Here is a 21,829-nt window from a genome sequence, read left to right as displayed (position 1 = left end):
CTCGGGGACGGAACGGGCGGCGAGCGGTGCGCACCCGGCACGTGCTGTAGTTAACGCACTAGATAGTTAATTAACGTGGATGTGATGCTCACCCGCTCCTCGGGCCGTGTCAATACATCACGCCGTAACAGACGGCCAGCGACACGCAACCCGTACCGGTGAGCTTCGCCGGATCGGCTCACTCGCCATATGCCCATGCCCTACGCTGCGGCGCGAGGTCAAATAGGACAAATGTGGGGAGGAGTCACGTGACTGAGCAGGACAGTGCGGGCGAGCTGCTGGGGTTGCTGTCGGTCAAAGGTCGGGACGTGACTGGGGAATGGGTACAGCAGGTCTCGGGCACGCTGAAAGGCCGAGTGAGTGTCGCCGAACTGGGCCGTGAGCTGAGCGAGTTGCACGAAGCGCTGATGCAGGCACTGAGCCAGGGTGCCGCCGACGTGCACGGGGAACAGATGTCTGAAGTGCGGGCCCTCCTGACGGAGTTGTCGAGAAACAGGGCACGGCAGGGTTTCTCGCCCACGGAGACGGCGGTGAGCGTGTTCGCGCTGAAGCAGGTCCTCGAGCCGGTGCTCCAGGACGGGTCCACCGAGGAGATCCGTGCCTTCGGGCGCCTCAGCCGCGTACTGGACGGCCTTGGCCTGTTCACGATCGAGACGTACACACGGACCCGTGAGGAGCTCATCTCCGCGCAGGCCGAACAGCTGATGGAACTGTCCACGCCCGTGGTGCGGGTGTGGGACGGCGTCGTCGCCGTGCCCCTGGTGGGCACGTTGGACTCGGCGCGGACCCAGGTCGTCATGGAGAAGCTGCTCCAGGCGCTGGTGGACACCGGTTCCGAGCAGGCCATCATCGACATCACCGGCGTACCGGCGGTGGACACACAGGTGGCTCAGCATCTGTTGAAGACCATCGTCGCGGCCCGTCTCATGGGGGCCGAATGCACCATCTCCGGTATCCGCCCGCAGATCGCGCAGACGATCGTGGCGCTCGGCATCGAGTTCGAGGGCATCGTCACCAAGGCGAGCCTCGCGGACGCGCTCAAGCTGGCCCTGAAGAGGTCGGGCGTCGAGCTGGTCGCCCGCAAGGCAGGGCAGCTGTGACCGAGCGGGTACCGATCCTGCGGATCGGCGAGGTGTTGGTGGTGTCCATCCAGTTCGACCTGGAGGATCAGACCGTCCTTCAGTTGCAGGAGGACCTGGCCGAGCAGATCGTGAACCGCTCCGCCCGGGGCGTCATCATCGACATCACGGCGCTGGAGATCGTCGACTCCTTCGTCGGGCGCATGCTGGCGACGATCGCGGACATCTCCCGCATGCTCGACGCCGAGACCGTTGTGGTCGGTATGCGGCCCGCCGTCGCCATCACGCTCGTCGAACTCGGACTTTCGCTGGGCGGAGTGAGTACGGCTCTCGACCTCGAGAAGGGACTGGCGCGGCTCAGGCGCTCCTCATTTGTGAGCGAGGCGTGACAGCGCCCTGGCTGCCCGGTGAGGCGCCTCAGGTCTGCTCCATCACGCACAACAGGGACGTGGTGAGCATCAGGCAGACCATCCGCGTCCTGGCGCAGCGGTGCCGTCTCTCCCTCGTGGACCAGACGAAAATGATCACGGCAGCGAGCGAGCTCGCGCGCAACACCCTTGTCTACGGGGGTGGTGGATCCGTCAGGACGGGGGTCGTCGCAAAGGACGGCCGCCAGGGAATCGCGGCGATCTTCGAGGACGGTGGACCCGGCATCGAGGACGTGGGTCTGGCGATGACGGACGGCTGGACCTCGGGGTCCGGTCTTGGCCTTGGACTCAGTGGCGCCCGCCGCCTCGTCGACGAGTTCGAACTCATGACAGAGGTCGGCGCGGGCACCACGGTCACCATCATCAAGTGGGCCCGTTGAACACCCGGACCATCCTGACCAGCAGGGACATGAGCTGGTTCCGGGACGGCCCCTCCCTGTCGACCGCGGCGCGCGGAGCGGCGGCCGCGCTGGCCCGAAGAATCGGCCTCGACACTCATCGTGCCGCGGAAGTCGCCCTCGCCGTCACCGAGGCCGCCACCAACATCCAGCGACATGCCACGGACGGTGCGCTGCTGCTCCGGACGCTGCACACGCGGGACGAGGCCGCGGTCGAGTTCGTCACCGTCGACTCGGGACCCGGCATGGTCGACGTGCCCGCCTCGCTGGCCGACGGATCCTCCAGCGTCGGCACACTCGGCATCGGACTCGGAGCCGTGGCCAGACTGGCCGACCACTTCGACGTCCACTCCGTGCCCGGCAGGGGGACGGTCATGGCGGCGCAGTTCTGGTCCCGCCGTACGGACGGCGAGGGAGCGACGGCGGCCCGGTCGGCCGGGCGGCAGTGCGTCTCCGGTATGACACGGCCGATCAGTGGTGAGATCACCTGTGGGGACGCCTGGAGTGCCCGACTCGACACAGATACAGCCACGGCCACAGACACCGGCACCAGCACCAGCACCGGCACCAGCACCGGCCACCCCGCCGTTCTCGTCATGATGTGCGACGGCCTGGGCCACGGCCCACTGGCGGCCCGTGCCAGCGCGGCGGCCGTAGAGGCGTTCCATGACACTCCCGCCACCGATCCGGAAGGGATCATGAGAGCGGTCCACCGCGCTCTTCGGGGAACCCGGGGCGGCGCGGCCGCGGTCGCCAGGATCGAACCGGCGGCACGACGGGTGCAGTACTGCGGCGTCGGCAACATCAGCGGCTTCCTCATCGGTCACGACACCCGCAGGACTCTCCTCTCGGTGCCCGGCATCGTCGGAGCGAACATGCGCCGCCTGCGGACCTTCGAGGAACCGCTGCCCGAAGGCGGCGCCCTGGCCATGCATTCCGACGGACTCACCGAGCGGTGGGATCACACGGTTCTCCCCGGGCTGCTTCACCACGCGCCGCTCGTCATGGCCGGGCACCTGCTGCGTGAAGCCGGTGTGCGCCGGGACGACGCCAGCGTGGTGGTGGTGAAGGGAGTCTGGTGAACAGCGAAGGGCGGGACGGACGTGCCTGCTGACTCTCCCCGGCCGGTCCGCGGGACCCGAGTCGCGGGCCGCGGGCTGCGGGCCGCGGCTTCCCTCGGCCTTGCCTCGGCGCAGGACGTGTTCCGGCTCAGACGCGGCGCGCAGCGGGCTGCCGCGGCACTCGGTCTGGAACATCAGGACCAGGTCCGCCTCGCCACCGCGCTGAGTGAGCTGGGCCGGGACCGCGTCGGCTGCGGCGCGGTCACCGTCTCCTTCCGTTCCGAGTCCGGTGAGCAGCCCGCTCTCGTCGTGGCGCTCGAATGGGGCAGTGGTCCTGAGCCGACGCCCGAGACCCTGCAACTGGTCTCCAGACTCGTCGTGATCGCGTACGGGCCCCACGGAGCGCACGGCCGCGTCACCATCCGCCAGCCGCTGCCGGTGAACCACCTCACGGTCACCGAGATGGACGAGCGCCTGGCCAAGGCCCTGGGCCAGGACGATCCGGCCACGGAGGCCGACTTCCTCAGGGCCCAGACGCGCGACCTGATCGCGACGCTGGAGGAGACGCGGGCCCAGCGGGAAGAACTGCGCCAGCTCAACAAGGAGCTCGAGGAGACCAACCAGGGAGTGCTCGCCCTCTACACCGAGCTCGCCAAGGAACTCGAGACCACCAACATCGGTGTGCTCGCCCTGCATTCGGAGCTGGACGAGAAGTCCCGGCAGCTCAGGGAGGCGAGCGAGGCGAAGACGCGGTTCTGGACCAACATCAGCCACGAACTGCGCGCACCGATCAATTCCGTCGTCGCCCTGACCCGCCTGTTGCTCGACCCCGGTTCGGAGCCGGTGTCGCCCGAACAACGACAGCAGATCACGTTGATCGAGGCGTCGGGGCAGACGATCCTGTCCCTCGTCAGCGATCTGCTGGACGTCGTCAAAGCCGAATCGGGTCTGCTCGACGTCCAGCGCGCCCCGGTCGACCTGCGGCTGCTCGTGACCCAGCTGAGCGCCACTTTCGAGGGCACCTACGGAGACAAGGGCGTCCCCCTCGTCACCCCGGACCTGAGGGATCTCCCCACAGTGATCACGGACGAGAAACTCCTGACCCACGTCCTGCGCAACCTGATGTCCAACGCCTGCAAGTTCACCGACGAGGGTGAGGTGCGGCTGGACATCGGCATGAGCGATGACCGGTCGTCGCCGTCGTTACGCGTCACGATCACCGACACGGGAGTCGGTATCCCGGCAGCGGAACTCAGCCGTGTCTTCGAGGAGTTCTACCAGGTCAGAGGCCCTCATCAGAGTGGGCACGCGGGGACCGGGCTCGGGCTGCCCTATGCCCGCACCCTCACCGAACTCCTCGGGGGCACTCTCGAACTCACCAGCACTCCCGGAGTCGGCACACGCGTGGAGGTGCTCGTCCCGGTGCACGGACCGGACAGTCGCGGCGAGGAAACCGGCGGAGGCGCGCAGTGACCGACAGCTCTCAGGACGCCGCTCCCGCCACCATCCTGGTCGTCGAGGACAGCGAGACCAACCTGTACCTCCTGACCAGCTGGCTGGAGCGTGCGGGGCACGTCGTGATCGGCGCGGAGAACGCGGGCGACGGCCTCAGACATCTCGCCACGGACGGCCTCCCGCTGCCGGAGATCGCCATCGTGGACGTGCGCCTGCCGGACATGAACGGCTTCGAGCTGAGCGAGAAGATCAAGAGCAACGCCCGCACGGCCGCCCTGCCCGTCATTCACATCTCCGCGTCGGCCGTCAGCGCCGAGGATCACGCCGAAGGGCTCGAGCGAGGCGCGGACGCCTACCTCAACCAGCCGCTCGACCCCGGCGAGTTGCTCGCCACGGTCACGGCCACGCTGCGCTACGCCAGAGCGCGGCGCCGGGCGGAGCGGCTCACGCAGCGGCTCCTCACCCTCAACCAGGCGACCATGTCCGTCTACAGCGCCATCGGCTTCCACTCGTTCGCCTCCGCGGCCACCGGGGGCGCCGCCCGTCTGCTGTCGTCCCCGGCCAGCGCGGTCTTCCTCTCGCCCGAAGGGCAGGCGGTCCACAGCACGAGCGACGGCGCGGACGCGACGACCCGGACGTACGCGGCGCGGGCGGACGTACTCGACCGGCTGCTCCAGCAGAGCCTGGGCGCGGGGACCGGTGCGACGGTCGCCCGGATCTCACGGGGACAGTGGCAGGCACTGCTCAGCGCGGACCACCTCGGCGGGAACATCGCCATGGCGGTGGCGCGGACCAAGCGCGGACGCCCCCCTGTCTGCCTCGCCGTCCCCGCCGACGCGCTCGCCGGGACGGATGACGAGCATCTTCTCCAACAGCTGGCCCACGCCTGCGCGCTGGCCCTCGAAGCGCTGAGAACGTACAACGAGGAACACACGCTCGCCCTCGCGCTGCAACGCTCTTTCCTGCCGAGCGACCTGCCCACCGTCGACGGCATCGACCTGGCCTTCCGCTATCTGCCCGCCTCCGAGAACGCGGAGATCGGCGGCGATTTCTACGAGGCGATCCCCACCGCCGACGGCCTGTTGCTGGCGATAGGCGATGTCCTCGGCCACTCGCTCGGCGCGGCCACCGTGATGGGCGAGTTGCGCCACGCGCTGCGCGCCTACGCCATTGAGGGACACCCGCCGCAGCAGGTGCTGGGCCACCTCGAAACTCTCCTGGCCCACTCACAACCGACCGTGACGGCCACCCTCTGCCTGGTCCTCGTCGAGCCCGGGGGACGGCGTCTGCAGGTCGCCAACGCCGGTCACATCCCGCCGCTCGTCATCAGCCCGGAAGGCGACGCGCGCTTCCACACTCCGCACGGACCGATACTCGGACTGCGTGCGCTCCACCCCGCCCCGACGGCCCTGTCCACGCCACCGGGCACCCGGCTGCTGCTCGTCACCGACGGCCTGGTCGAGGTGCGCAACACGTCGCTGAACACCACGCTCGACGCCTTCATGGAGGAGGTCCTGGCAGGCCCGGCCGGACTGCAGGACCTCAGCGACCATCTCCTGGACATGTTCGGGAGGGGCAAGGACGACGACATCGCGTTGCTCGCCGCGGATCTGCACGGATCATGAACGGCCGGGGCCTGGCTGACGAGGGGGTGGCGCAGGGGTCATCTGTCGAGGGCTTCGCCGAGTGTGGGGCAGATGTCGATGAGGGTGTCGATACCGACGATCTCCAAGGTCCGGGCCACGGACTCCGAGGGAGCGGCCAGACGCAGCCGGCCGCCTGCCTCGGCGAGAGCGCGGTGGCCGGCGATGAAGACGTTGATGCCGCTGGAGTCGATGAAAGTGACCCGTCGCAGATCGATGACGACGCGGGTACCGGGCGCGCCGACGGCTTCGAGCGCTTGGCGTACGTGGACACTGGTGTCCAGGTCGATCTCACCGGCGAGCGTCAGAACCGTGACGTCGTCGAGAGGCGTGGACACGACTGAGAACTGATCAGTCTGCCGGGCTCGTTCACTGCCAGCCATTCGTTCCTCAGCCATGCTGACGATGCTTGCACATTCGGAGCCTCGTGTGTCGTGCCGACGGTAACGTACACATGATGCCCGGTCAGTCGGGGAGTACGTACGGAAAGGCGGGGCCGTGGGTGACGACGGCACGGCGCCGGACGAACCGGCCGCGGAGACTGCCGAGTTCGCCTTCGAACTGGACGGGACCGGCACGTGCATTGCTCAGGCGCGGCATCTGGCCGCCGGTTTCCTGGCCCGGATGCGGGCCGATCACGGCCTCACGGTCTCGCGGCGCGCCACGGATCTGACGCAGCTGGTCATCAGCGAGTTAGTGACCAACTCCCTGAAGTACGCGCCCGGTCCGGTCCTGGTGAACCTGCGGATCACCGACGGGGCGGTCGAGGTGGCGGTGCGGGACTCCGGTCGTGTCCTGCCGAGTGCCCGCGCCGCCGACACGGGCCGGGTGGGGCAGCACGGCCTTGAGATCGTGCTGGCCGTGGCCCAGCGTTTCGAGGCGCGCAAGGAGACGGGCGGCAAGAGCATCACCGTCAGCATCGCCCTGCGCGACAACCTGAGCAGCACCTGATCCCCGTGACGCGGTGTGACCGGGCTCGCTAGTTGACACCAGGCCACGTTCACGACCTGCACTGACGCCAAGTAGCTTCAGCAGCCGGAGCCGCCGAATCAGCGAAATGGTTGGCACTTTGGTACAGCGCCGGTCATGAGGCGTGTCACCGTATCGGGGCCAGAAATCTTTGGCGAAGACAGCCTTGATGTGAACGTGGCAGCCACATTGCCTTGTAGCCAGCCGTGCGCCGGCCCCTCTCGGGAACCCTCAACAGCGGGCAGACGCAGTGACTGGAGGAGAATAAGGGCGTCAAAGTGACCATGGCGCAGAACACCACCGCGCTGACCGCGGTGCTCCGCCCAGGCCGGACGAGATCCAGGCCACCCAGAAGGCGGCCCACTTGCTGGGGCGCTGGCTACCCAGCACGGGCAGCCTCAGTACCGTCATGACACTGCTAGGAGTCCGGCCTTGACGTTCCAGATCAGCGCCATCTCGATCTACAACGAAGTTGGCCATATCCGCATCGTCCCTTTCAAGAACGGCAAGCTCAACATCATCACCAGCGACTCGCGGCGCGGAAAGAGTGCTCTGCTCAACATCGTCGACTACTGCCTGGCCAGCAAGGACTACGTCATCAAAGGCACGGCCCTGCGCAACTTCGCCCAGGTCTTCGCCGTCACGCCTATCAAGGATCAGCAACAGGTGTTCGTCGCACAGCCCGCCCCAACGGGCAAGGCTGCCACCGCGACCACGATGTGCATCGTCTCCCAAGCCCTTGAGGCACCGCAGCCGCAGCGCTCCGAACTGACCTTCTCCACGCCGCTCGACATCGCCAGGGATGTCCTGTCGGACAGTCGGCCATCGTGCAACTAATCGATCGACTGCTTCCCGATCCCGTCAACCCATCCCTGCGGCACCATAGTTCAGGGGAACCAAAAACACTCAGTGAACTTCGAATTTTGTGATTGCGGCAACGAAATCCATCTCGATTTGCAAATTTGCGACTGATCAGGGAAGCCGCGTCCACGCGAGCGAGTGCACTCAAGGCAAAGGCAAAAGTGCATAGACTACGTGAACTTCACATACCGTTGGATTTAACTATCAACTTGAAACAATAATCAACTACCGGCAACTCTGACTTATAGTCACAAGTTAGCCGATCGGGGTCAATTTAACCCCCTACGAGTCCACGTCTGCCATCGGCGGCCATTGTCAATGGTCCTTGCTCGAATCGAATCGCATGGCTAAGGTGTGCTCTGATATGGGAAACCAGCCACTTCACGGCCGGTTCCGTAAGCCCGGGGGGGCCGTCGCACATATACGCCGCACTGCGCTTTTCTGTCGCCGTGTCAGCGATAGGGAACGCTTTTCGAGTCGAGCCTTCTCACGGGTTATCACGTCCGGCATCGGAGGCTGCTTTTCCCATGCGATCGGGGTATTTTCTTTCATGTCTGATTTCGAGCCCGAGGCGGGCGGCGTCGTCAAGGTGGTCGAGGATCTGTCGCAACGGGTTCTCAACGTCTACCGGGCCGACCCCGGCCACATCCTGGAGCACGCGAACAACGAGCGGCGCATCACGCAGGGTGGCTACGGCGAACGTCAGATCTACGAACTCGTTCAGAACGGCGCGGACGAGAACATGGAGCGCCAGCCCGGCGTCGTGCGCACGATCCATGTCCTTCTCACCGACAGGCACCTGTACTGCGCCAACACCGGTACACCGATGACCCCGGGCGGCGCCGACACGATCCTGCGCATGGCCGTGTCGCTGAAACGGACCGGGAAGATCGGACGCTTCGGGGTCGGCGTCAAGTCGGTATTGAGCGTATCGGACACCCCTCGCTTCTACAGCGCGTCCGGCTCGTTCGGCTTCGACAAGGAATGGTCGGCCCGTGTCATCCGGGAAACGGTCCCGGCCCACTCCGGGCTGGATCCCACCCCGGTGCTGCGGATGGCACAGCCTCTGGACCTGGCGGTGGAGCGTCTGCGTGACGAGCGACTCGACGAGCTGATGATGTGGGCCTCGACGACGGTGGTGCTCCCACTGCACGAGGGAGCCGAGGACCGGCTGGGGCGGGACATTGTCAACTTCCCCTCACATTTCATGCTTTTCTCGCCCCACGTGGACCGCCTTGTCCTGGAGGACACTCGTGCCGGCCACGAGGTGCGCCGGGAGATCACACAAGAGGCGCGGGGCGTCGAGCACCGTGTCGTGGAGCAGCGCGACGGTGCTACACGCAGCAACGAGCGCTGGTTCGTCTTCAGCATCGACCACGAGCCCAGCGCGACCGCCGCACGGACGGCGGGAGAACTGCACGATCGGCCTGTTGTCACCATCTCCTGGGCGGTCCCTGACAAGGGGGTCCCGCAGCGCGCGAAGCGTGGGACGTTCTGGGCCTACTTCCCGACCAACTACGACACGACTTTGACTGGCCTTCTCAACGCGCCGTGGAAGACCCCCGAGGATCGCCAGAATCTGACCAAGAGCGATTTCAACGAGGAGTTGGTGACCAGGGCCGCGGAGCTCGTGGTCGACTCGATCCCCGATCTGTACGAGGAGAAGGACCCAGGGGCCTTCTTGACCCTGCTCACGGCGCGTGGTCGTGAGGCCTCCCAGTGGGGCGACGAGATGCTCAGCCAAAGGGTACTGCGGGCGGCCGCCCGTCGGGCCTCCCTGCCGGATCAGGACGGGATTCTCCGACTCCCCGGAAAGCTGCGGCTGCATCCGGAGAATCTCGCGCCAGCCTGGCTCGAACGGTGGGCGTCCCACCCGGGGCGTCCGAAGGACTGGTGCCACCACAGTGTGGAGGGGCGCGACAGGCGATCGAGGGCGAGAGACATCCTCGACCAGGCAGGCGTCGTCGTGTCCTCGCTGCGCAACTGGCTGGAGGCACTGGTCTCGGACCGCAGTGTGGAAGGCGCCAAGTGCGCGCTGGCGCTGGCGGCCTCCATCGTCAAGACCGGCAATTCGGCTCAGGCGACCGAGGCGCGCAGCGCGAAGATACTGCTCACCGAAGGCGGCGAATTCCGTTCCCCTTCCCAGGGCACGGTGTTTCGTCGTCACGATGACGTGCGGCTCGCCCACGAGACGACGGAGTACCTGCACGACGCCATCGGGCAGGACCCCGAGACCGTCCAGGCGTTGCGGATCCTGGGAGTGGAGGAGGCCAACGCGGCCGGACGTCTGCGGGCCGCCGTCACAGCAGGCTTCGACCGGTATCGGAACAACGACTGGGAGGGCTTCTGGACGCTGACACGCACCGTCGAGCGCGACGAGGTGGTCGAGGTCGTCAAGAAGCGCCACCCCGCACCGCAAGGGGTGCTCAAGGTGCGCACCGCCACCGGCCAGTTCCGCCTTGTGCGCAACTGCATCCTGCCGGGACCCGTCGTGCCCGAGGACGGACTGCGCGATGCCGCAGTCCTGATCGATCCGGCCTTCCACGCGCCCGACACGGACGTACTCAAGGTGCTCGGCGCGGTGGACCGTCCGGTGCCCCGGATGAACCCTCGCTCGGATTCTTGGTTCGACGACTACAGCGTGGTCATGTACAACCAGTTCTGCGCGGCTCTTCCGCCCCACAGTTCCCGTCCTCGGTCGTCCTCAGTGAGCCTGATGGGTCAAGATCCCGCCGGTCCTCTGCACCTTCTGACAGAGCTGTCCGATCAAGGCAAGGCCGCTTTCGTGCGCGAGCTGCCCGACCCCGGGCTCGTGCCCGATTGGAGATGCTCCCGAACGACTGGTCAGGGGGGCGAACTGCGCGTCGAGTCGCCTCTGATCTGGATGCTCCGCGAGCGGGGCATGCTGGCCACCTCTCTGGGCGTGAGGCGGTCGAATGCCGCGGTGAGTCCCGAGCTGGAGGTGGACGCCAGGTTCCTGCCCGTCGCCGAGGTCGCCGTCGCCCACGCACGTGCGCTGCGGCTGCCCTCCAGGGTCGAGAACGTGCCCGCCGCCTTGTGGAACGAACTGGCTCTGCGCGCGGATGCGGGCACCGACATCGGATTCGTCGGAAGCGCCTACGTGTTTCTCGCAGGTTCGGGCCCTTCGGACAAGTTCGGAGACGAAGCACGCCTGTTCCGGTGCAAGGTGGGCGAGGACTGGGTGCTGAAGCGGCGCGAGAGTATCGCCGTCACGTTCGAGCAGGGCCAATTCGAGGTGCTGCTGCGTGAGCGTGTACCGACGCTCCTCGTCCCCGCCGAGACCGACGCCCAACTCCTCATCGACAGGTTCCGTTTCCGCAACCCGTCCGATCTTTTGGTGGAAGAAATCCACGACGTGCCGCTCACCGAACCGGTGTCCCTGACGGACGTCTTTCCTCGGCTGCGTCAGGTGCTTCCTCGAGGAGCGGCCTGGAAACTGGCGCACTGCTCCGAGCTGGTCAGGATCGTCCGTGGCCCCGAAGGCAGACGGGAGCAGGCACTGACCGAGACGCTCGACGGATATACGGTGCTGCTGTGCGGCGAACGTGACGACGAGTCGACACTGGGGGCCGTCGATCGGCTCCTGGGGCTGCGGCTGGGAGCCGACGGGTGCCGGGAGCTCCTGCGCCAGCAGGCGCGGGACCGGGACGACAAGAAGTTGGTGATGGTCCGCCAGGAGACCGATCCGACCAGAAAGCTGCTGCTGGCCATCGGGGAGGACCGGCTGGCGGCCGAGCTGCCGCCGGGACTGGCGCTGGCCGACGCGCAACTGCGCGAGATACCGGTCGACGGCCTGCGAGCGGCCGAACTGCTGATCGCCGCGCACGGGGAAGACATCCTGCGTTTCCTGGCACCTGCGCTGGCCGACGCGGGCTTCGATGTGCCGCGCACCTGGACGAGCGGTTCGGCGGCACAACATTTCGTGCGCACCTACGGCTTCCCGCAGGCCTGGGCCGGTGACCCGCAGACCTCCAGCAGCCCCAAGCCGTACGAGACGGTCCCGGGACCGCGAAAGCCGCTGAAGCTGCACCTCTACCAGGAAGCGCTCGTGCAGCGCATGTACGAACACCTCGCCCAGAACGAGGAGAAGCGGGCCATGCTGCAGATCCCCACCGGGTCGGGCAAGACACGGATCGCCGCCGAGGCCGGTGTCCGCGCGCTGCGCGAGGGTCTGCTCGACGGCCCGATCCTGTGGATCTCCCAGAGCCAGGAGCTGGCCGAGCAGGCCATCGAGACCTGGGCCTACGTCTGGCAGACTGTGGGTACGGACAAGCCGCTGCGCATCACCCGTCTATGGGGCGGCATCCAGGACGCCGTCCCCGTCGTCGACGGGCCGCAGGTGGTCGTCGCCATCGACGACACGGCCGTCAAGCGGCTCCCGAAGGAGGACTACGGCTGGCTGCGCGAGTGCGCCCTCGTCATCGTCGACGAGGCTCACTTCGCCGTGCCGAAGACCTACACACGGATCCTGGACGCTCTTGGCATCGACCAGCATCGGACCTCGCGCCATCTGATCGGTCTGACGGCCACCGCCTTCCGCGGGGACAACGACGACGAGACGCGCGCACTGGTCTCCCGTTTCGGACGCAAGCGCCTGGACTTCGGGGTGTTCGACAATGACGAGGCCTATGGGCACCTGCAGGCCTTGAAGGTCCTGGCCAAGGTCGAACACGAGGAACTTCTCGGCGGTTCCTACACGCTGACGGCTCAGCAGGTGGCCGAGACGCGCAGCACGAACGCGATGACGCTGCCGATCGAGGTCGTCACCCGTCTCGCCCAGGACGTCGAACGCACCCGGCGGATCGTGGACAGGATCGGGGCACTGCCCGCCGACTGGCCGATCCTGGTCTTCGCCACCTCGGTGGAGCACGCCCAGGTCCTTGCCGCACTGCTGCAGGATCGCGGTATCACGGCGGCCTCGATCGACGGGGGGACGCCGCCGAGCATCAGACGGCGCCGCATCGCCGCGTTCAAGGACAAGAAGATCAGGGTCCTGACCAACTACCGGGTGCTGACGCAGGGGTTCGACGCCCCTGCTGTGCGTGCCGTCGTGGTTGCCCGCCCCACGTTCAGCCCCAATACCTACATCCAGATGATCGGCCGGGGTCTGCGCGGCGAGCTCAACGGAGGCAAGGAGTCCTGCCTGATCCTCAATGTTGCCGACAATATCGAGAACTTCGGTCGTGGACTTGCCTACACGCGCATGGAGCACCTGTGGCACAGGACGAACCGGTGACCGGGTCCATAACCGCAACGGTGGAACTCACCGACGCTCAGCGTCGCGTCGTGCAGGAGTCGGCGCACTGCAAGGCGCTGGTCACCGCGGGCGCCGGAACCGGCAAAACCTTGACGCTGGTCCGGCGGATCGAGCATCTGGTCTCGGAAGGTCTCGCCGGCGGGGACCTGCTTGTGCTGGCCTTCTCGCGCGCCGCCTCGGCCGAGGTGCGCGATCGCCTGCACGTGTTGGGCGGCAGGTCCCGGCACGTGCGGGTGTCGACGTTCGACGCCTGGGCTCTGAGTCTGCTGCGTGAGGCCGCGCACGACGAGAACTGGCACGCCCGGTCCTTCGACGAACGCATCGGTGCGGCCATCGAACTCGTCGAGGACGAGAGCAGGGCCCCCCAGTCGCTGGACGGGGTCCGCCACGTCGTCGTCGACGAGGTCCAGGACCTGGTTGGTGATCGACGACGGCTCGTGCAGGCCTTCCTGGAAGCCTACGAGTGCGGATTCACCGTGGTCGGCGACGTTGCCCAGGCCATCTACGGATTCCAGGTCAAGGACCCCCAGAAGCGGGCAGGCGAGACGGGCAGGTTCTTCTCCTGGCTGCGCGGGCGGTTCGCGGACGAACTCGTGGAGTTCACCCTTAAGGAGAATTTCAGGGCCGCTTCCTACGAGGCCGCCTGTGCCCGCCCCTACGAGACCGCGGTGCGCGCCTGTTCCATCCGTGCGCAGGCCGACATGGTGCACGAGCAGCTGCGCACAGAGTTGGCCGCGAAGCTGGACTTCGGAGACCTGCAGGTCCCCTACCTGCGCGCCTCGCTGTGCGAGGCAGAGGTGAGTACTGCCGTCCTGTGCGCCAACAACGGCGACGCGCTGGTGATCTCGCGATGGTTGGCCGATCTGGGCATCAATCACCGCGTCCGCAGAGGTGCCGAGGATCACGCCGTGCCCGGGTGGGTGGCCCAGGTCATGTCCCACCTGCCCGACACCGTTTCGATCTCTCAGGACCAGTTCGTCGAAGCCTGGCAGGCTCTGACACAAGCACCCGATCCCGACCAGAGCCGCGGCGCATGGCAGCTGCTCCTGCAGGCGGCGGGCGACCGCAATGGGCGTGCCGTCGAGCCGAGGCGCCTGCGTGAAGCCGTTGCCCGCGGGAATCTGCCGGACAGCCTCGTGGCAGCGCAGTCGGGCGGGCCGGTCGTTTCCACGTTCCACCGGGCCAAGGGTCTGGAGTTCGATCGGGTGCTCGTCGTCGACCCGGGCCCGTTGGAGGACGAGCACGAGCAGGTGGACGCCGACCACTGCGACGCGGCCCGGGCTCTCTACGTCGCGATGACCCGTGCCCGTCACGAGCTGTACCGCTTGCAGCCTCCCGAGGAACACCTCACCCGTCGTCGCGGATTCCGGCTGGTCCGCAAGGTCAAGAGCACGCAGCGGTGGGGACGCTACGACTACAAGGCGAGCCAGCGGCTGGGGCTTTCGTTTCTGGGTGGGGACGTACATCGTGGCCATCCCGCAGGACTCGAACAGCTCGCCTGCGATCCACGACAGATCCAGGAGTACCTGGCAGCCAAGGTCCTTCCGGGCGACCCGGTGGTCTGGACGCGGCTGGACGACGTGCCCGCGGCCCACGAGGACCGAACGGCGCCCGGTTACGCCGTACTGCACGACGAACAGATCGTCGCTGTCGCCTCCGAAGCCTTCCGTCGCGACCTCTACCGCTTCATGCAGCAATGGCATGCGCATCGGCCGGCGGCCTGGCCCGGCCGCATCACCGGGACGCGGATCGACCTCGTCGAGACCGTCACCGGCGAGGATGCGGCGGCCGCCCGCGCCGGTCTGGGCTCCTGCGGGCTCTGGCTCGCACCGCGGCCGATGGGGCTCGGCCGGTTCCACTACGACCGCAAGGACGACGCATGACGGACGATCACGCGCAGCACTATCGGCTGCGTGGACAGTTGGCGCAGCAACTGAAGTCGGATCTGCTGGGCCCGCACGGAAAGCATCACCAGGACGTCGAGACCCTCGACGACTGGCCCGTGAACACCTACTCCACCGGCGTTCTGTTCCCCCGCGTCGTGGACCCCGCACAGCAAGAACATCCGGAACCGGACCCAGACGCCGCGGTGCAGGACCTCGACGATGCCGACTCCACCGTGGCGGTGGACGAGACCCCCGACGGGGGCATCGTGCTCGCGAGGGTCTCCCGCCCCTCGGCGACCGGTCTCACCTTCGCCGTCGCCCCCGCGCGCAGTCGTCAAGTGCTCGTGCAGGCGTTCGCCGCTGTGTACGAGCCGGTGGACGCCGCGGGTCGACCGGCCGTGCCCGAGCGTGCCGAACAGCGCAGCACCTGGCAACCCGACGTGCGCTGGCGTCGCCGTTCCCTGCAGCTTTCCGTCACGCCGGTAGACGTCCTGGACTCGCCCGGCAAGGATGTTGAGCTCGCCGACGGCCTGTCCCTGCACCTGCGGGTCCGTCCCCCTCGCGGAGACCGCGGCACGATCGCGGTGACCGCCACCCTAATGAACACCCACACCGTGGAGCAGCAGGAGATCAAGGATCCCAAGTGCTTCTTCCAGGTGGGCTTGCGGATCACGGTCCCGGACCGGGTCCCGGCGCTGGTCGAGCGTCCCACGGTCCGTGATCTCGACGACGAGAGTAGGCTCGCGCTGCTCCTGCATCGTCATGCTCCGACCTTCGCCGTCGGCCACGGCTGTGCCGCGGACTGGTCCTGGTCCCCCTCACCGGTAGATCGGCCCGAGCGGCACACCTCGCCTGCGGGAGTCGCCAGCGTGTGGACGGAGCACGTCCCCGTGAGCGAGGTTCTTCTGTCCGACTCGAACTCCTCCGTACCCATGGAACTCCTGCAGATGCAGCACTTCGCCCAGGCGTCGAAGCACGAGTTGATCGGATCTCTTCGCACGTTCGTCGCCCTGTATGGAGAGTGGATCAAGGACCGTACGGCGGACGCGGATCTCCTGCGTGAGGGGATCTACGGCGATCCCGCATACCTACGCCTGGCGCAGGAGCAGCTGGAGCACTGCCGCACCGCAGGGCAGCGCATGAGCGCGGGGATCGACCTGCTGGAACGCGATCCCGATGCGCTTGAGGCGTTTCGGCTGGCCAACCGTGTCATGGCGGTGCAGCGCGGCAGAGGTCAGTGGATCAAACGGGAGCGGGCCGGTGTGCCCTCGCCCGAAGGCGCGTGGAGGCCGTTCCAGCTCGGGTTCGTGCTGCTGTGCCTGAACGGCACCGTGGACGCGGCCCACCCCGACCGGGACGTCGCCGACCTCCTGTGGTTCCCCACCGGAGGCGGTAAGACGGAGGCCTACCTCGGGTTGATCGCCTTCACTGTCTTCCATCGCCGTCTGCGCCACGGTGCGGCAGGCGCCGGCGTGAGCGTGCTGATGCGCTACACCCTGCGTCTGCTGACCCTGCAGCAGTTCGAACGGGCGGCCCTGCTGATCTGCGCGATGGAGCGCGTGCGTGCCGAGCAACCCGAGCGTCTGGGGCAGGAGCAGATCTCCATCGGCATGTGGGTGGGCAAGGCCGCAACACCCAACAGGCTCAAGAACGCCGACAAGGCACTGAAAAAACTGGCGCGAGGCGAGAAGCTCCAGGAGGAGAACCCCGTCCAGCTCAAGAACTGCCCCTGGTGCGGCACTCCTTTATTGGTCCGCAACCATACGATCGACCTGGTCGAGAAGCACATGGTCATACGGTGTGACAACCGGGCGTGCGATTTCTCCGCCGGGCTGCCCGTGCACGTCGTGGACACGGAGCTCTACCGGGTGCGCCCGACGCTCGTGATCGCCACCGCCGACAAGTTCGCTCGCATCGCCTGGCGCGAGGACGTCGCGGCCCTGTTCAACCGGGACGAGGACCGACTCTGGCAGAGCGCTCCCCCGCCCGAGCTCGTCATCCAGGACGAACTGCACCTGATCTCCGGCCCGTTGGGAACCCTCGCCGGTCTCTACGAAGCGGCCGTGGACATCGCGTGTGCCCGCCCGAAGATCATCGCTTCCACCGCGACGATCCGCCGCGCCCAAGAGCAAGGGCAGGCCCTCTTCGGCAGGGGAGTGGCGCAATTCCCGCCGTCCGGCCTGGACGCCCGCGATTCTTGGTTCGCCGTCGAGGCGCCCGCGGCAAGGAGGCCCTCACGCCTCTATGTCGGCCTTCTGGCGCCCGGTCTCTCCCAGGCGACCCTCCTCATCCGTGCTTACGCGTCCCTGCTCCACAACGCCAAGCACCTCCCGTGCCCGGACGAGGGCGTAAGAGACGCCTACTGGACGCTGCTGGGATACTTCAACAGTCTGCGTCTGCTCGGCGCTGCCGAGCTGCAGGTCAACGCCGACGTCAACGAACGGCTGCGGACGCTCGCTGCGCGTGACGGGGTGGAGCCTCGCCAGGTCCTGCCGACCGAGATCACCAGCCGCGTTGCCTCCAGCGACCTTCCTGCACTGCTCGGTGCCCTCGGGAGATCTCTGCGAACCGGGTCGGCGTTGGACGTGCCGCTGGCGACCAACATCATCTCCGTCGGTGTCGACTTCGACCGCCTGGGCCTGATGGCCGTGACGGGGCAACCGCAGACGACGGCCGAGTACATCCAGGCCACCAGTCGTGTCGGTCGCGCCCACCCCGGTCTCGTCGTCACCCTGTTCAACGCGGCACGATCCAGGGACCTCTCCCAATACGAGAACTTCGTCAGCTACCACTCGGCCCTCTACCGCCAGGTCGAATCGACCAGCGTGACGCCGTTCGCCGCCCGTGCTCGCGACAGGGCCCTGCATGCTGCGTTTCTTGGCCTTGCCCGCCTCCTGTATCCGCAGATCCGGGACAACACGGGCGCCAAGGACGTGAACGCATTCGCATCCCAACTGGATTCGGTCCGTGAGCAGTTGGTCAGGCGTATCCGCCACGTCTCGCCTGCCGAGGCAGACCACGCGGATGCAGAGATCCGCGCTTTCGTCGGCCAGTGGCGTCAACTCGTCGAGACCAACGAAAAGCTGGAGTACGAGGCCGCCTTCACGTTCAAGGCCACCCCCCGCCGCAGGCCGGACCTCGCCCTGCTCCGCACCCACGAGGACCACGACCTCACCAAGGCCCGTCCCACCCTGTGGAGCCTGCGCGACGTCGATGTCGAGTCCCATCTGTACCTGGAGAACTGACATGCCTCGCAGAAGCACCCCCGGCACCACTCCCCCCGGCGACGAGCGCAAGCGCCCTTCCGTGGGCTCTGTCCGGCGGGCCCAACAAATCACGACGTACGGCGTGGGTGGTCTGCTCGCGGTGGCCGATCAGTCCTACATCGTCAGTGGTCTGGACACCTGGGACGTCACGGGCGAACCCGACCTCCGGGACCAGCGCCTGGAACCGATGCTGCACGTCGATGGGTTCAGACGACCTCCCGCAGCGCGCGTCGCCACCGGACGTGGCGTGCGCGTACGTCGTTTCCCCGACACCTATGCGTGCCCCCAGTGCAAGGCGCTCAAGGCGTTCCGCAACCTGAGCGCGGGAGAGGGCGACAACCGTTGCGTGCACTGCGCGACCCTGCTGACGCCCTCGCGCTTCATGGTGGCCTGTGAAGACGGGCACCTCGACGAGTTCCCCTACGAGGCCTGGGTCCACGCCGACCCGGAACACAAGGACACACACCCCCGTACCTGCTCGCAAGCCACTGGCGAACTGACCTTGGAGACCGACGGTCGCACCGCCAGTCTGCGCAGCATCGTCATCAGCTGCAGCTGCGGACGGAAAGCCTCGATGGAGGGTGCCTTCGGCAAGGCTGCTCTGCGCCGCCTGGGCCTTCGCTGCCGCGGCACCCGCCCGTGGCTGGGCCGCCACGCCACGGAGCGCGGATGCAAGCACCCCTTGCGGACCCTCCAGCGCGGTTCCTCGGCTGCCTGGTTCGCCGACCTGCGCTCGGCCCTGTCGATCCCGCCGTGGCACACGGAACTGATGGAACTCGTCGAGGCTCACCGCAGACACCTCGTCGGCAGGAGCGACGAGCGCATCGCGGAGTTCGCACAGGACGAAGGCTGGCTGACTCCGGTCGGGTACTCCGCCTCCCAGGTACTGCGCACCGTCCGCACCCTGGAGAACGCAGTCCACCCCGAATTCACGGAGGACGACGAGGACGAGATCCGATTCGCCGCGAGCGAGCCGCTCCGGCAGGAGGAGTACGAGCAGCTTTCCAAGATCACCGAGGACACGCCCGAGAACAAGCACTTCGTGTGCGAGCCTCCCGAGGACGCGGAGCGATCGGATGTCCCGGGTGTCGACCGGGTGATGTTGGTCAAGCGGCTTCGCGAGGTTCGGGTCCTCACCGGCTTCACCCGGATCCGCCCTCCACAGGGCTCGAAGGCCGACCGTGATCGAATCGGTCGCCTGAGCAAGAATGCCGACCTTGGCTGGCTCCCGGCCGTCGACGTCATCGGCGAGGGCGTCTTCCTCACCCTGGACCAGGAACGACTCCGCCAGTGGGAGTCCACAGTGCTGCGTATCGACTCCGACCGGACCGAGCGCATGCGAGCCGCGCACACGAACCTGCTGCGGGAACAGGCGTGGGAGAACCCGCGCTCGCCGCTGACGTCACGCTACGTCCTCCTGCACACCTTGGCGCACGCACTGATCAACGAGTGGAGCCTGGACTGCGGCTACCCCGCGGCGTCCCTGCGAGAACGCCTCTATGTCGACGACGACATGTGCGGGGTCCTCCTCTACACCGCAACCAGCGACTCCGCAGGAAGCCTGGGCGGCATCGTCGCGCGAGGAGAGATCGCGGAACTGTCGAGGAGCCTGTCGTTCGCCTTGGAACGTGCCGCCTGGTGCTCCTGCGACCCTCTGTGCATGGAGGCCGACGCCAACGGTGTCGGCGGACTCAACCTGGCCGCCTGCCACGCATGCCTCCTACTGCCCGAGACAAGCTGCGAAATGAACAACACGTTCCTCGATCGTGCACACCTCGTCGGATCACCCACCAAGGACTTCCCCGGCTATTTCGACTGAGCCGGCCACACACGGCAAGCCACCGGACAGACATTGTCGGCAGCGTGTGCAACGTCCCACCCCACCGGTCATACCTCGGCGAACGCGATGTCGGACCGTCCATGGCGCGCCGTGGCTCGCCTCGGTCTTAGCCGACGTCGCTCGAGCGCTGCGCCCCTGCAGACTCCGGAGCGCAGCAGGGCGCGAGCGTGTGCCGACCGGATAGGCGGTTCCTGCACGTGATCGGGCCGTCCTCCTCGTGCTCTAGAGCCCGCCGTGGCCTCGCGGTCGTCTTCCTCACCGACGTCCCCGACGAAGCACTGCCCAACGCCTACGACTGGTTCGCGTCAGGCACCGTGCATCCTTGACCTCTAGAAAGGCTGCGATCGCCTAGCTCGTTGTCCACCATGCGGGCGCACGCAGCGGAACGAGTTTGGGAATGTGGCACGCCCGCAGGTTCTCGACGTGAAATCCACAGCGGCGTCAGCGGCGCACGCGCGGCATCCCGAGGCCGATCCAGGAGATGATCTCGCGCTGGATCTCATTGTTGCCGCCGCCGAAGGTGAAGATGACGGCGCTGCGGTAGCCGCGTTCCAGTTCGCCGTGGAGCACGGCGCCCGCGGAGCCCTCCTTGAGCGATCCCGCCGAGCCGACCACCTCCATGAGCCAGGCGTACGCGTCCCTGCGCGCCTCGGAGCCGTAGACCTTCACGGCGGAGGCGTCCTGGGGGGTGAGGGTGCCCTCCTGGACGGCGTTCACCATCTGCCAGTTGAGGAGTTTCATCGCGTCCAGCTTGGTGTGCGTCCTGGCCAGGCGCTGGCGGACCCAGCCCAGGTCGATGACGCGGCGGCCGTCGGCGAGCTTGGTGTCGGCGGCCCAGCGCTGCACGTTGTGGAAGGCGCGGATGGCCATGGTGCCGTGTGCGGCGAGCGTGACGCGTTCGTGGTTGAGCTGGTTGGTGATGAGCCGCCAGCCCTTGTTCTCCTCGCCGACGCGGCGTGAGACGGGGACGCGGATGTCCTCGTAGTAGCTGGCCGTGGTGTCGTGCGAGGCGAGAGTGTTGATGAGGGTGCAGGAGTAACCCGGGTCGGACGTCGGCACGAGGAGCATGGTGATGCCCTTGTGGGCGGGGGCGTCCGGATCGGTGCGGACGGCGAGCCAGACCCAGTCGGCGGTGTCGCCGTTGGTGGTCCAGATCTTCTGGCCGTTGACGACGTACTCGTCGCCCTCCCTGACCGCCTTCGTCTTGAGCGCGGCGAGGTCGGTCCCCGCGTCCGGCTCGCTGTAGCCGATCGCGAAGTCGAGTTCACCGGAGAGGATCTTCGGCAGGAAGTACGCCTTCTGCTCGTCGGTGCCGAACTGCATCAGGGTCGGGCCGACGGTGTTCAGCGCCATCAGGGGCAGCGGCACGCCGGCCTGCGCGGCCTCGTCGAAGAAGATGAACTGCTCCATCGGCGAGAGCCCGCGCCCGCCGAACTCCTCGGGCCAGCCGACACCGAGCCAGCCGTCGGCGCCGAGCCTGCGGATGGTCTCCCGGTAGAACCGCTTCTGCGCGGCGGGATCGGCGTACCGGGCGTACGCGTTGTCAGGCACAAGATCGGCGAAGTAGGTGCGCAGCTCGGTGCGCAACTGCCGCTGCTCAGGCGTGTATTCGAGGTGCACGGCCCCTCCTGCTTCGCTGACTACCCGGGCTCGGGCTTGACGGCG

15 protein-coding genes are annotated in these 21,829 nt (G+C 67.3%); 13 read left to right on the top strand and 2 right to left on the bottom strand.

Annotation, left to right across the window (positions count from 1 at the left end; all coding sequences use genetic code 11):
• Positions 1–248: 248 nt before the first annotated feature.
• The 6 genes from ACWFRJ_RS01375 to ACWFRJ_RS01350 all read left to right on the top strand — a co-directional run bounded on the left by ACWFRJ_RS01375 (position 249) and on the right by ACWFRJ_RS01350 (position 6,046).
• On the top strand, positions 249–1,100 hold the full coding sequence (locus ACWFRJ_RS01375; RefSeq protein WP_453523815.1) for an STAS domain-containing protein: 852 nt from the start codon (positions 249–251) through the stop codon (positions 1,098–1,100).
• Complete coding sequence (locus tag ACWFRJ_RS01370) at positions 1,097–1,468, top strand: STAS domain-containing protein (protein ID WP_453523812.1); 372 nt, start codon at positions 1,097–1,099, stop codon at positions 1,466–1,468. The genes ACWFRJ_RS01375 and ACWFRJ_RS01370 overlap by 4 nt, the downstream gene beginning before the upstream one ends.
• A complete protein-coding gene (locus ACWFRJ_RS01365) occupies positions 1,465–1,887 on the top strand; it encodes an ATP-binding protein (protein WP_453523809.1) in 423 nt (140 codons plus the stop codon). The genes ACWFRJ_RS01370 and ACWFRJ_RS01365 overlap by 4 nt, the downstream gene beginning before the upstream one ends.
• The gene (locus tag ACWFRJ_RS01360; protein WP_453523806.1) at positions 1,875–2,987 is read left to right on the top strand and encodes an ATP-binding SpoIIE family protein phosphatase; all 1,113 of its coding nucleotides are present in this window, start codon (positions 1,875–1,877) and stop codon (positions 2,985–2,987) included. Before ACWFRJ_RS01365 ends, ACWFRJ_RS01360 begins: the two co-directional genes overlap by 13 nt.
• 75 nt (positions 2,988–3,062) lie before the next feature.
• On the top strand, positions 3,063–4,439 hold the full coding sequence (locus tag ACWFRJ_RS01355; RefSeq protein WP_453525031.1) for a sensor histidine kinase: 1,377 nt from the start codon (positions 3,063–3,065) through the stop codon (positions 4,437–4,439).
• A complete protein-coding gene (locus tag ACWFRJ_RS01350; RefSeq protein ID WP_453523803.1) occupies positions 4,436–6,046 on the top strand; it encodes a SpoIIE family protein phosphatase in 1,611 nt (536 codons plus the stop codon). Before ACWFRJ_RS01355 ends, ACWFRJ_RS01350 begins: the two co-directional genes overlap by 4 nt.
• Before the next feature lie 38 nt (positions 6,047–6,084).
• Here ACWFRJ_RS01350 and ACWFRJ_RS01345 read toward each other — a convergent pair whose 3' ends face one another.
• Positions 6,085–6,402, bottom strand: coding sequence for an STAS domain-containing protein (locus ACWFRJ_RS01345; protein ID WP_453523800.1), 318 nt, complete (start codon positions 6,400–6,402; stop codon positions 6,085–6,087).
• A 160-nt stretch (positions 6,403–6,562) separates the two neighbouring features.
• Here ACWFRJ_RS01345 and ACWFRJ_RS01340 point away from each other — a divergent pair, with 160 nt between their 5' ends.
• The 7 genes from ACWFRJ_RS01340 to drmB all read left to right on the top strand — a co-directional run bounded on the left by ACWFRJ_RS01340 (position 6,563) and on the right by drmB (position 20,143).
• Positions 6,563–7,015 (top strand): ATP-binding protein, encoded by a 453-nt coding sequence (locus ACWFRJ_RS01340; RefSeq protein WP_453523798.1) that lies wholly within the window; start codon positions 6,563–6,565, stop codon positions 7,013–7,015.
• Positions 7,016–7,397: 382 nt separating this feature from the next.
• Positions 7,398–7,469 carry a hypothetical protein gene (locus ACWFRJ_RS01335; protein ID WP_453525030.1) on the top strand — a complete coding sequence of 24 codons (72 nt, stop codon included), beginning with the start codon at positions 7,398–7,400 and terminating at the stop codon, positions 7,467–7,469.
• Positions 7,466–7,870 carry a hypothetical protein gene (locus ACWFRJ_RS01330; RefSeq protein WP_453523795.1) on the top strand — a complete coding sequence of 135 codons (405 nt, stop codon included), beginning with the start codon at positions 7,466–7,468 and terminating at the stop codon, positions 7,868–7,870. Before ACWFRJ_RS01335 ends, ACWFRJ_RS01330 begins: the two co-directional genes overlap by 4 nt.
• Positions 7,871–8,258: 388 nt before the next feature.
• A complete protein-coding gene (locus tag ACWFRJ_RS01325) occupies positions 8,259–13,151 on the top strand; it encodes a DEAD/DEAH box helicase (RefSeq protein WP_453523792.1) in 4,893 nt (1,630 codons plus the stop codon).
• Positions 13,130–15,055, top strand: coding sequence for a UvrD-helicase domain-containing protein (locus tag ACWFRJ_RS01320; RefSeq protein ID WP_453523789.1), 1,926 nt, complete (start codon positions 13,130–13,132; stop codon positions 15,053–15,055). The genes ACWFRJ_RS01325 and ACWFRJ_RS01320 overlap by 22 nt, the downstream gene beginning before the upstream one ends.
• Positions 15,052–18,303: a helicase-related protein gene (locus ACWFRJ_RS01315; protein ID WP_453523786.1), complete on the top strand. Its 3,252-nt coding sequence runs from the start codon at positions 15,052–15,054 to the stop codon at positions 18,301–18,303. The genes ACWFRJ_RS01320 and ACWFRJ_RS01315 overlap by 4 nt, the downstream gene beginning before the upstream one ends.
• A 1-nt stretch (position 18,304) precedes the next feature.
• Positions 18,305–20,143 (top strand): DrmB family protein, encoded by a 1,839-nt coding sequence (gene drmB, locus ACWFRJ_RS01310; protein ID WP_453523783.1) that lies wholly within the window; start codon positions 18,305–18,307, stop codon positions 20,141–20,143.
• A 462-nt stretch (positions 20,144–20,605) separates the two neighbouring features.
• Here drmB and ACWFRJ_RS01305 read toward each other — a convergent pair whose 3' ends face one another.
• Positions 20,606–21,784, bottom strand: coding sequence for an acyl-CoA dehydrogenase family protein (locus ACWFRJ_RS01305; protein WP_453523781.1), 1,179 nt, complete (start codon positions 21,782–21,784; stop codon positions 20,606–20,608).
• Positions 21,785–21,829 lie beyond the last annotated feature (45 nt).

It is taken from the genome of Streptomyces sp. NPDC055239, from assembly GCF_053606205.1.
The sequence above is the reverse complement of the archived record's forward strand: the minus strand, read 5'-3'. Positions and strand labels throughout refer to the sequence as shown.

Excerpts from the sequence above, each read along its gene's own strand:
- ACWFRJ_RS01325 (WP_453523792.1), top strand. The coding sequence starts at position 8,259 with ATGGGAAACCAGCCACTTCACGGCCGGTTCCGTAAGCCCGGGGGGGCC.
- drmB (WP_453523783.1), top strand. The coding sequence starts at position 18,305 with ATGCCTCGCAGAAGCACCCCCGGCACCACTCCCCCCGGCGACGAGCGC.
- ACWFRJ_RS01315 (WP_453523786.1), top strand. The coding sequence starts at position 15,052 with ATGACGGACGATCACGCGCAGCACTATCGGCTGCGTGGACAGTTGGCG.